Source organism: Salinicola sp. CPA57 (assembly GCF_003206035.1).
Taxonomy (GTDB): Bacteria; Pseudomonadota; Gammaproteobacteria; order Pseudomonadales; family Halomonadaceae; genus Salinicola; species Salinicola socius.
Window position 1 is genome coordinate 159,037 of the sequence record NZ_PZJR01000007.1, and the last position, 11,428, is coordinate 170,464.

The window sequence follows — 11,428 nt, forward strand, 5'->3', positions numbered from 1 at the left end:
GGTTTTCCTCGCTTCTCCCGTTTTTTGCAAAGCGGTTGCCGGCAATCCGGTTTCTTTTAACCGGATCTCTTCTAACCGCACCCCTTTTGATCCGATTCCTTGCCACCTTACTTCTTTTCTCTGGACGCCGAGCCCCTTCGCCATGCCGATACCCAAACCCACGCTGTGGATCGACGCCGACGCCTGCCCTCGCGTCGCTCGCGACATCATCATCCGCGCCGCCGAGCGCACCCGCACCCAGGCCTGGATGGTCGCCAATCATGCGCTGTCGCTGCCGCCGTCGGCGTGGGTCAAGTCACGCATGGTGGCGCAGGGATTCGACGCCGCGGACAACGCCATCGTCGAGGCGGCTACCGCTGGCGATCTCGTCATCACCAGCGACCTGCCGTTGGCGCAGGAAGTCATCGAACGAGGAGCCGAGGTCATGACCACCCGCGGTGAAAGCCTGACGCTCGACAACATCAAGGCGCGGGTGCAGATGCGTGACTTCATGGAGACCCTGCGCGCCAGCGGTGAACATACCCGGGGGCCCAACGCCTATACCGACGGCGATCGACGAGAGTTCGCCAATGCGCTGGATCGCTGGTTGCAGCGCCATGTTCGCGCCTGACGCAGCTAATCCCGGCACGAGCCATACCCGCGCCGGGAACAGCGTGGACTGTCAGTCGGCGCCGCGAATCCCCTGCCCCGGCAACCGCTCGCGATCATGGGGCGCATCCAGCGCCAGAGAAGGGCCCACCGGAACGATCCGGGTCGGATTGATCGTCGGATGGCTGTAATAGTAATGGCGCTTGATGTGATCGAAGTCGACCGTCTCCGTCATGCCCGGCCACTGATAGAGTTCCCGCAGGTAATTCGAGAGGTTCGGGAAATCCGCAATGGGCTGCCGGTTGCACTTGAAGTGGCCGTAATAGACGGCATCGAAACGCACCAGCGTGGTGAATAGACGGATATCGGCTTCCGTCAGCCATGCACCTGCGAGGTAGCGCTGGCCATCGAGGCGCGCCTCCATACGATCGAGACACGCGAACAACGCCTCGAAATGCTTTTCGTAGACCGCCTGCTCGGTCGCGAAGCCGGTCTTGTAGACTCCATTATTGATGTTGTCGTAGACATCCGCATTGACCGCATCGATGACATCGCGCAGATCGGCAGGATAGAAATCCAGACGATTGCCGGTCAACTCATCGAAGGCCGAATTCAGCATGCGCAGAATCTCTGCCGATTCGTTGTTGACGATACGCCGCTGGTGTCGGTCCCACAGCGCCGGCACCGTCACTCGGCCCGTGTAGCGAGGATCGCTCAGGGTGTAGAGCTGGCGATGATAATCGACGTGATTGAGGTCATCGCCACTCGATCCCTCATCGATCCGATAGGACCATCCCTGATCGAGCATCAGCGGGCTGGTATGAGAAACGCCGATCAATCCTTCCAGGCCCTTGAGCTTGCGCATGATCAGCGTGCGGTGGGCCCAAGGACAAGCCAGCGATACGTATAGATGGTAGCGACCGGGTTCTGCCGCTAACCCAGGCTGGCCATCCGGCCCCGCTGCGCCGGCTGGGGTGATCCAGTCGCGCAGCTTGGCGGATTCGCGTACGAATTCGCCGCCATGGCTCTTGGTGTCGTACCACTGATCTCGCCATTCTCCCTCGACAAGCAATCCCATGACGCTCTCCTGTTCATTCGACGGTTCATGCCGTTCGACGATGGTTGTCGCGCAGCCAAATGCACGCCACTGCAGACGACGCCCGATTCCCGGTCGTCATCGGCGAGCCACCAACAGCGGAAGCTGTATCGAAGACAGCATAGGCATAGTTGCCGAGAGGTCGAGCGCAATGACTCGACTCATTCGTTCGGCTGCCTCGACGGGTCCCGTTCCTGAGGCAGCGCCTCTCGGGGGCAGGTTGTCACTACGCTCGCCATCAGCGTTCGGGCCAGCGCCAGCGTTGCCGGGCCGGCACCATCGACGTCCCGGTAGACGACCTGGAGCGAAACCCGGCGCACGCCACCGGCACGCAGCGGCAGCGCCTTCAACCGCCCCTGATCCAGCGCCGTACGAATGCGAGTTTCCGGCACCCACGCAAAGCCCAGACCCCGTTCCAGCATATCGATCGAGGTCGACAGATGGCCAAGCGTCCAGCGTTGTTCGGCCTTCAGCCAGCCGGCATCGAGCCGATGGCGAATCGCGGAATCGCGCACGACCAGTTGCCGATACCGCTCCAGGTCCCGCAGATCGAGCTCGCGTTGCAATTGATGCAGAGGATGTCGGGGATGCGCAACGGCGATAAAGGGAACGTCCACGATGGGTTGCCCCAAAAATCCCTGCGCGCTGACACCGGAGATGATCAGATCGGCGCGCCCCTCGTACAACATCTCGACAGCACCGTTGAGTACCGTCTCGTGCAATTGGATACGCACGTGCGGAAAGGCGTCGGAAAACTGTGTCAGTGCCTCGGCCAACGCATCGGCGGGAAAGACCTGATCCACCGCCAGCGTCACTTCCGCTTCGAGCCCGCCGGCAAGACGCTCGGCCACATCTTCCAGTGACGCCGCATTTTCGATCAACTGGCGTGCGCGACGCAGCAGCAGAGCTCCCGCCTCGGTCAGCACGACCTGACGTCCTTTAGGTTCGAAGAGCGTCACGCCCAGCTGTTCCTCGATCTTGTGAATCGCATGATTGAGCGTCGACGGACTCCGATGAATCACTTCGGCGGCCTTGGCAAATCCACCGTTATCCGCCACCGCCGCCAACATTTGCCACTGCAGCAATGTCACTTTCGGCACATCTCTCTCCTGTTAGCGCGAAACCGGATCTGCAGAAGAAGGGGTAAAAATCCCGATGTCTTTTCTTTTGACATTCTACCCACAGATCGAGCACTACCGTTCCGATTGTGAATGACTCATTGTCACGGTGCCGACAGAATCGTCCAGAATGACGCAATCTCGATACGCAATAAAAGTTCTACAGAACTTTTACGGGAATGGTTCGAACCCGAAAACAGCCATTTGTTTAGCACCATATCAGTGCAACATCGTGCACTACTGCGTTACATCCTCTTACCCCGGCCCTTCAAACTCAGCCCCTGAAAGCATTCCTCACGACTGCGTCATCGCCCGAATGACGCGGGCACAGATACTGTATTTAAATACAGACTAGGCAATTAACACCCGCTTGGGGTATGGTTCTCCGGCCTTTATTTAAATTTGTCATCCTTTTTATCCGGGCCTTCAACTTCATGTTGCGAATATTTCATTCGCTACCCCGCACGCATAAAGTGTTATTGCTACCGGTTGCCACCATGGTCACCGTGCTGGGTACGCAGAAAATTATCGGCGTTTTCGGGGACACCGAAAGCGCACAAAATCAGATTCCCGTTGCGACGACGACCACCATTTCTCAGTCGATCGTCAATTCGGCCGCGTCAGATGAGCCGGCCTCTACCACATTTTCTTTCGGCGATTTGGCGAAAGATATCCCGCTGGCGCAACTCAAGCCGTTGGAAGTGATGCGCCTCGACCTCATCCCTGAAGCGCAGGCCGATGAAGGCTCTTCGGCATCGATGCCGAATCAGGCCGTCTCTCCCATCGTCAAGCCGGCAATCACGCCCGGCGTCAAACAATTGGCGAGACAGCTGCCTGCAGAAGACATCCAGTCTGCGACCGATGAAGACGATGACAGCATCGGTGGTACGTCTTATGAAGATTGGTCTTTCGACAACTCGCTGGACCCTTCCGGCGATACGGAGTTGGGCGACGAGATCGCTTCTCGCGAAACCTATGTACCGGAGTGGCAAAGTTACACCATTCAGAACGGTGATTCTTTCGCGCTGACCGCCGAGAGAACGTTGGGTCTGGCTTACAGCGATGTGATGCAGATTCTCAACACCGTACCCGACAAGAAAGTGCTGACTCGCTGGCGCGTCGGTCACAGCTTCGACTATAAACTCGATGAGCATGGTCAGCTTCTCGCCCTGCGTTTGATGAAGGATCCCCGCGAGGGCTACCTGATTCAGCGCGACGACGAAACCGCCGATTTTGCCTATTCACCGATCGAGAAGACCGGTGAATCATCTCAGCGCATGTTCAGCGGCACCGTCAATGGCTCGTTCGCGCTGTCAGCTCAGTCGACCGGCCTTTCCAATGCGGAAGTCTCCGAACTGACCAGCGTGCTGTCGAAGAAACTCGATTTTCGCCGCGATGCACGCGCCGGCGATCAGTTTCGAGTCCTGGTGGAGTCCGACATGATCGACGGACACTCCATGGATTCCAAGGTTCTGGCCGCCGAGTACGAGGGCCAGCGCATGAATCTGACGGTACTGCGTAACGACGCCGACGATCACTTCTATACCCCGGACGGCAATAGCCTCGATCCCGCTTTCGACCGCTACCCGTTCCAGGGCCACTACCGCATCAGCTCACCGTTCAACCTGCGCCGCCACCACCCGGTCACCGGACGTATCAGCCCGCACAAAGGTACCGACTTCGCGATGCGCAGCGGCACCCCCATCGATGCCCCGGCGGATGGCGTGGTCGAACGGGTGGTCAATCACCCGATCGCCGGGCGCTACGTCGTCATTCGGCACAACAACGGCTACGTGACGCGCTACCTCCACTTGAGCAAGGCCCTGGTCAAGCCGGGCGAACACGTCAAGATGGGCGAGGAGATCGCACTATCGGGCAGCACCGGACGCGTTACCGGCCCGCACCTGCACTACGAGGTAATGGTCAACAATCATCAGGTCGACGCCATGCGCGTCAAGCTGCCGGAGTCCCAGCGCCTCAGAGGCGATGCCTTGGCCGCGTTCAAGCGCCAATCGGAAAATCTGCTGGCCAAGCTGGATCAGAATGGCGACAACGAACCGGCCATCGCGCAGGTCAACGTCAAGAAGAGCAGCGATACCGACGACAACACCTGAGCCGCCTCGTCCGCCGGTTTTCGAGCCCTGCCATGGCAGGGCTTTTTCATGCCTGCCGGTCTTGTCCTCGCCGGCCAGTCGTAACAAACCGTTGATCAGATGCCCGCGCTTGTTATCAATGTGCAAGAGGGGGTAGCACTTTCGCGCGTATCGGATCATTCTGGTACTGACTTCATCCGTCAGCGAGGTAACGCCGACACAGTCTTTACGTTCCCACGACAGTGGCACTGACGGAGTGAATCGCGCGACATCGAGCTGTCACCGCACTCTGTCAGGGTCGAGAAGCCTTGAACTCACAGGAGTGCTTTTGCCGATGGTACGAATCGACAAGAAAGCTAACAGGCTCTACGTACTGGACACCAATGTCCTGATCCACGACCCAGCAGCCCTCTACCACTTCGAAGAGCATGACGTCGTCATCCCGATGACCGTGCTCGAGGAGCTCGATAAACACAAGAATGGTATGCGCGAGATCGCGCGAACGGCACGCCAGATCAGCCGTACCCTCTCCGACCTCACTGCCCACGTTACCCCGCAAGAAATACAGCAAGGCATTCCCATTCCCCGCGTCACCGGTGACCCGGCCGGGCGGCTGCGCTTTCTCTGTTATCCGGACCTGGCCCCACTGGAGTCTTTGGAAAACTCCCCAGATAATCGCATTCTCGCCGAAACCTGCCGGCTTCGCGATGAACGCCCGGACGCCTCGGTCACGCTGGTAACCAAAGACATCAACCTGCGAGTCAAGGCGGCGGCGCTCAACGTGCCGGTCGAAGACTATCTCAACGACAAGGCGTTCGATGATCTCGACGCCATGATCGAGGGGGCGAAAGTCTACGCCGATGCCGGTCGTGACGGTCGCAGTCTGTGGGAATCGCTGGACGTCGAGGTGATGGTCGAACGGACCGATGGCCACACGTTCTATCATCTGGAGGGACGTATTCCCGAGGACTGGCACGTGGGAATGCTCGTGTCCGATAGCGACAACGGTGCGGAATTCGAAGCGATCGTACGCAGTCATGGGCCCAGCAGAGCCACCCTGCAACTGCTGGTCAACTATCGCCATCATGGCGGGGTCTGGGGCGTACATGCGCATGACAGCCGTCAGAACTTCGCCCTCAACCTGTTGATGGATCCCACCATCGACTTTCTTACCCTCGCCGGCAGCGCCGGTACCGGCAAGACCTTCATGACCCTGGCAGCGGCGCTGCAGCAGACGCTGGACGGCAAGCGGTTCGAACGTATCGTCTTCACCCGGGCGCCGATCCCGATGGGAGAGGATATCGGCTTTCTGCCGGGCACCGAGGAGGAGAAGATGTCGCCGTGGATGGGCGCGTTCCACGACAACATGGATAACCTGCTACGCGACGAGCGTGAAGGCTCGTCGAGCTGGAACGATGGCGCCACCCGACAGCTGATTGGTTCTCGCGTGCAGATCCGCTCACCCACCTTCATGCGCGGACGCACGCTCAACGATACTTTCCTGATCATCGACGAGGCACAGAACTTCACGCCCAAGCAGCTCAAGTCGCTGGTGACGCGGGCCGGGCGTAACACCAAGATCGTCTGTCTGGGAAACGTGGGGCAGATCGACACCCCCTATCTCACGGCCAACACCTGCGGCATGGCAGCGGTCGTGGAACGTTTCCGTGACTGGCCGCATGCCGGTCACATCACGCTGAAAAGCGTCGAGCGTTCAAGACTCGCGCTTGCCGCAGAAGAGCTGCTGTAGCTTTCTCCACGACCTGCCACCGGACGCAAAACGCCCTGGCCAAGCCAGGGCGTTTTCGTCGGGCCACGGGCTCCTGCTATCGATCGTCATCCTCGGACGACTTCTTGTTGTTCATGACGTCTTCGATCAACTGCTCGGATTCGCTGCGAGGCGTCTCGGCCATGATCCGTTCGGCCTCTTCCCACGCGCAGACTTCCGTGTTGCAGGATGTGCAATAGACGTGATCGTCCGGTGATTTGGCCTGAGAGACTTTCATCATGTGATTGCCGCAGTTGGGGCAACCCTTGGGCATACGAAACTCTTCGGAAAAGTCTGACACGGTATCGCTCCTTGTTGACCATTGAACGCGGCCCCTTGAATGCGGACCGTCGAACGTCTGCGTTGAGTGTAGTCGAGTTGTGGATCGCTGCGGCGTCAGTGATGTATCGCTGCGGCGTCAGTCGCGAATCGCCGCGACGCCCTCTCGTGGACGACTCTTGCTCCAGGAGGTGTTCAGCGCCGCCAGACCACGCACAGGTTGTTGGCCGGTAACTCGTGAATCGCCTCGCAGGCGAACCCGTTGTCGTTGGCCAGCGCCAAGACCGCTTCGAGATCGCGTATTCCCCAGCGAGCGTCGCGCGAGCGAAGATCCGCATCGAACGCCTCGTTACTGGGCGCGGTATGCTCGCCATGACGTCGAAAAGGACCATAGACGATCAGCAAGCCGCCAGCGGGTAGCTGCCGCCCCGCCTCGGCCAACAGCGCCTCGCTCGCGCCCCAGGGCGAGATATGCAGCAGATTGATGCAGACGATGGCTGCCAGATCGGGCAATGACGGCCACTGCCCGGTGACATCCAGGCGCACCGGCGCGGCAAGATTTTCGAGCATTTCAGTATCGCGCCAGGCATCGATCGATGCCAACGCGCGCTCGCTCGGGTCCGTCGGCTGCCAGCAGAGCGGAGCCAGGTGCCGAGCGAAATAGACCGCGTGCTCACCACTGCCGCTGGCGATTTCCAGCACCCGCCCCGTCTGCGGCAACACCGATTGCAACACCTCCAGAATCGGCCGCCGGTTACGCTGCGCGGCCGGACTGGAAAGACGACGATCCGAGCGCCCGCCCTCGAGGTTATCCATGCTGTTCATGGCAGGCTCCGTTCAAACGAGCGTCGCGGTCAGCCACGCGGCGATATCCTGCGCCTGTTCCGGACACAGGCTATGCCCCATCTCATAGGTGCGATAATTGACCGGATAGCCAAGCGACTCGACGCGCTCGGCTCCTTCGCGGCCAAGCGTTTCAGGGACCACCGGATCGGCCGAGCCATGATGAACCTCGATGGGCAGACGGCGGTTGGCGTCGGCCAGGTCGATGCTATCCGCGGTCGCGAAATAGGTCGAGAGCGCCAGCAGCCCGGCCAGGGGATGCGCACAGGAGAGCGCCGCTTCATAGGCTACCGCGCCGCCCTGGGAGAAGCCGGCGATCACGATACGACGGCTATCGATGCCGGCAGCGATCTGATCATCGATCAATGAATGGATGCGCTCGGCGGAGGCGCGCAACTGATCGACATCGACCCGACGCCCAAGATTCATCTCCAGAATGTCGTACCATGCCGACATCGTCATGCCACCGTTGACGGTCACCGGTAGCTGCGGCGCATGGGGTAGCACGAAGCGCACGGCCAACGAGTCCGGCAGCCCCAGCGCCGGTACCAGCGGCTCGAAATCGTGGCCGTCGGCGCCCAGTCCGTGAAGCAGAATGACACAGGCATCGGCTGTTCGCCCATCCGTCGGTTCAATGATCAGTTCTTGCACGGATGCCATCTTGGATTGCCCTCTTCACCGGTCAGCCCGGTGTGCGTTCGAAATTTTCGTCGCCCAGTTTAACGTGTCATCCGAAAGCTTGCCTGCTGCGTAGCTAGAACCCATTAGCTGGATCAACGGCTCGACGCTTCTCATGGGACGATCTGGAACCGGTGCTATGCTGACCTCGAATCGCCCGATACGACTCAAGGACGAGCCATGATGTTCTCTCTCAACCAGGCACCTCGCGGGTACCTGGTACTGGCCCTGCTGTCACTCGACATCCTGTTGCTGACGCCGGAGCTGCCGTGGGCCGGGTTCCCGCCAAGACACTGGGTCGCGCTCGAAGCGCCGCTAATCATCGGCTTACTGGCGCTGTTGCCGCCCGCGCCCTGGCGACGCTGGCTATCGGGCCTGGTAGCGCTTTTCGCGCTGACGATCGTCTTTGGCGCGGCCGGAGACGCCTTGATGCAGACCATGCAGGGTCGCTCCCTGAACCTCTATGTCGACATCAAACTGGTTCCGATCCTGATCGAGCTGATCGTTGCCAATCTCGGCCTGCCGCTGGCGATCGGCGGATTATTGATCGTCGGCCTTGCCCTGTTCGCCCTGGGCCTCGTACTGACCGGTCTGCTACAAGGGTTCCATGCTCGCAATACGCCGCGCGGGCTCGCGCTGCTGTTGATCGTGGTGGGCGGTGTCGGCCTCGCTCGCATCGACACCCTGCAGGACGACGACGCCTCGGGATGGATGGCCAAGATCGGCCATCCTGCCGTCAGCTTCATCACGTTCGAGTGGCAGCGCGCCCTGCAGACACGCGAAGCCATGGCGACGTTCGGGCGCCGGCTTTATCAGGATGATCACGCGTATGCGAAACCCGGCGGCCAGTCGCTACCGGGACTGGCGAATACCGATGTGATTCTCGGCTTCATCGAATCCTACGGCGTAGCGGCCATCGAGCGCGCGCCGTTCAAGACCGAGATCCAGCCACGCCTCGAGGTGATACAGAACCAGCTCGCCGCTGCCGGCCTATCGGTTGTCACCGGACGCGTCACCGCTGCCACCTTGGGCGGACAGTCGTGGCTCAACCATGCCACTTTCGCCAGCGGCCTGCCCATTACGTCGCAGCTGCGCTTCGAGCTGATGATCAACAGCCCGCATTCGACCCTGATCGACGACTTCAAGGCCTCCGGTCACGATACGATCGCCATCATGCCGGGCATTACCCGGGACTGGCCGGAAGGCAGTCTCTACGGTTACGACGAAATTCATACTGCCGACAGCATGGGCTACCGGGGCCCTTCGATGGGTTGGGCCAGCATGCCGGACCAGTTCACCTGGCAACGGGTCGAGGACTACGTACGCGCGCGCCATGACGGCCCCACCTTCACCGAGCTGGCCACGCTATCGAGTCACGCCCCGTGGTCGCCGGTCATCGACATGGTCGACGACTGGTCGACGATCGCCGATGGTGAAATCTTCGATCATTGGCAAGGTGCGGGCAAAGATTACGCCTCGCTGTGGCATGACACCGAAGCGATGCGTCGAAACTACGGACCCGCCATCGACTATTCGCTACAGGCCGCCTTCGGCTTCGCCGAACGCTACCTGGGCAACCATGAGCTGGGCAACGAGGGGTTTGGCAAGGAGAGGCTTGGCGACGATGGATCAGGCGAAGACCGAACGACCGAACATACCTTGATGATGATCCTCGGCGATCACCAGGCCGCGCCGGCGATCATCGGCGCCAGCCCGGGCAAGGATGTTCCGCTGCATATCATCAGCGACGACCCGCAACTGCTGACAGGGTTCCTCGATCACGGTTTCCGGCCCGGCATGTTTCCACCCGGACCGGATGCGGCAATTCCCATGCAGGCGATGCGCGGCCTGCTGCATCAGATTTACGCCGACGTCACTCCTGGTGAGAAGGTGACGACTTCAGGTTCCGGCTCTTGATTAGGCTGGCAACGGTGGTGATGACCAGCGTTCCCAGGATGATCGTCATCGACAGCCAGATCGGGATTTCCGGCACCAGATGCAGTGGCTGACCGTCATTGATGAACGGCAGGCTGTTGGTATGCATCGCCTCGATGATCAGTTTGACGCCGATGAAGGCCAGGATGAACGACAGCCCCAGACTGAGGTAGACCAGGCGCGTCAGCAAGCCGCCGAGCAGGAAGTAGAGCTGCAGCAAACCCAGCAACGCGAAGGCGTTGGTGGTGAACACGATGTAGGGCTCTTTGGTCAGCCCATAGATCGCAGGGATCGAGTCCAGCGCGAACAGCACGTCGGTCATACCCAGCGCCACCACCACCATGAACAGCGGTGTCACCAGACGCTTGCCGTTCTGGACCGTCAGCAGGCGATCGCTGTCGAATTCGTCGGTTGCCGGCAGCCGTTTCTGAATCCAGCGCACGATGGCATTGGGCTCGTACTCTTCGTTTTCGTCATGACCGCCCGCCCCCTCACGCACCAGTTGGAACGCGGTATAGAGCAGGAACAACCCGAACAGGTAGAACACCCAACTGAATTGCGCGATGGCCGCCGCACCGACGGCGATGAAGAGTCCGCGCAGGATCAGCGCGATCACGATCCCGATCAGCAGCGCTTTCTGTTGATAAGCGCGCGGCACCGCAAACTTCGACATGATGATCAGGAAGACGAACAGGTTGTCGACCGAGAGGCTCTTCTCGGTGATGAAACCTGCAAAATACTCGGCGCCATGCTGTGCACCCCAAACCCACCACAGCCCGCCACCGAAAATGGCGGCCAGGGCAATGAAGAAGACCGACCACCAGGCCGCTTCCTTGAACGTGGGATCATGGGGTTTACGCACATGGGCGTAGAAATCGAAAATGAACAGCGCGGCAATGCCAGCGACAGTCGCCAGCCACACCCAGACGGGTACGTGCATAGAGAAACCTCCGGTAGACGGTGAACGTCACCGAAAGTCTCTCCCACCGCTCTGATTGCCCATGTCTCAATTCAAGACATGACTGACAGA

Annotated in this window: 10 protein-coding genes; 4 read left to right on the forward strand and 6 right to left on the reverse strand. The window is 60.2% G+C overall.

The features are described 5' to 3' along the window. The first annotated feature begins 142 nt into the window (after positions 1 to 142). A complete protein-coding gene (locus tag DOM36_RS09010; protein ID WP_075570368.1) occupies positions 143 to 610 on the forward strand; it encodes a YaiI/YqxD family protein in 468 nt (155 codons plus the stop codon). A gap of 51 nt (positions 611 to 661) precedes the next feature. Here the strand turns inward: DOM36_RS09010 and DOM36_RS09015 are convergent, their stop codons facing one another. Together DOM36_RS09015 and DOM36_RS09020 are read right to left on the reverse strand one after the other, a co-directional pair. Further along, positions 662 to 1,666 carry a glutathione S-transferase family protein gene (locus DOM36_RS09015; protein WP_110642779.1) on the reverse strand — a complete coding sequence of 335 codons (1,005 nt, stop codon included), beginning with the start codon at positions 1,664 to 1,666 and terminating at the stop codon, positions 662 to 664. 179 nt (positions 1,667 to 1,845) lie between these two features. Beyond that, positions 1,846 to 2,784, reverse strand: a complete 939-nt coding sequence (locus DOM36_RS09020; protein WP_075570370.1) for a LysR family transcriptional regulator — start codon at positions 2,782 to 2,784, stop codon at positions 1,846 to 1,848. A 677-nt stretch (positions 2,785 to 3,461) separates the two neighbouring features. Between DOM36_RS09020 and DOM36_RS09025 the strand changes: the two genes are divergently transcribed. Then, positions 3,462 to 4,916 (forward strand): peptidoglycan DD-metalloendopeptidase family protein, encoded by a 1,455-nt coding sequence (locus DOM36_RS09025; protein WP_341864699.1) that lies wholly within the window; start codon positions 3,462 to 3,464, stop codon positions 4,914 to 4,916. A gap of 313 nt (positions 4,917 to 5,229) precedes the next feature. Beyond that, a complete protein-coding gene (locus DOM36_RS09030) occupies positions 5,230 to 6,645 on the forward strand; it encodes a PhoH family protein (protein WP_110642781.1) in 1,416 nt (471 codons plus the stop codon). A 76-nt stretch (positions 6,646 to 6,721) separates the two neighbouring features. On the opposite strand, the gene DOM36_RS09035 is transcribed toward DOM36_RS09030, so the two are convergent. The 3 genes from DOM36_RS09035 to DOM36_RS09045 all read right to left on the reverse strand — a co-directional run bounded on the left by DOM36_RS09035 (position 6,722) and on the right by DOM36_RS09045 (position 8,445). Then, entirely contained in the window at positions 6,722 to 6,964 is a 243-nt protein-coding gene (locus DOM36_RS09035) for a hypothetical protein (RefSeq protein WP_075570373.1), read from the reverse strand. Positions 6,965 to 7,137: 173 nt separating this feature from the next. Beyond that, positions 7,138 to 7,767 carry a DUF938 domain-containing protein gene (locus DOM36_RS09040; RefSeq protein WP_198651247.1) on the reverse strand — a complete coding sequence of 210 codons (630 nt, stop codon included), beginning with the start codon at positions 7,765 to 7,767 and terminating at the stop codon, positions 7,138 to 7,140. Positions 7,768 to 7,779: 12 nt separating this feature from the next. Further along, positions 7,780 to 8,445, reverse strand: coding sequence for an alpha/beta fold hydrolase (locus tag DOM36_RS09045; RefSeq protein ID WP_110642783.1), 666 nt, complete (start codon positions 8,443 to 8,445; stop codon positions 7,780 to 7,782). A gap of 198 nt (positions 8,446 to 8,643) precedes the next feature. On the opposite strand from DOM36_RS09045, the gene DOM36_RS09050 reads away from it, so the two are divergent. Continuing rightward, positions 8,644 to 10,380, forward strand: coding sequence for a hypothetical protein (locus tag DOM36_RS09050; RefSeq protein ID WP_110642785.1), 1,737 nt, complete (start codon positions 8,644 to 8,646; stop codon positions 10,378 to 10,380). On the opposite strand, the gene DOM36_RS09055 is transcribed toward DOM36_RS09050, so the two are convergent. Further along, positions 10,337 to 11,338, reverse strand: a complete 1,002-nt coding sequence (locus DOM36_RS09055) for a TerC family protein (RefSeq protein ID WP_075570377.1) — start codon at positions 11,336 to 11,338, stop codon at positions 10,337 to 10,339. The two genes, DOM36_RS09050 and DOM36_RS09055, sit on opposite strands and share 44 nt — an antisense overlap. Between the last annotated feature and the right edge of the window lie 90 nt (positions 11,339 to 11,428).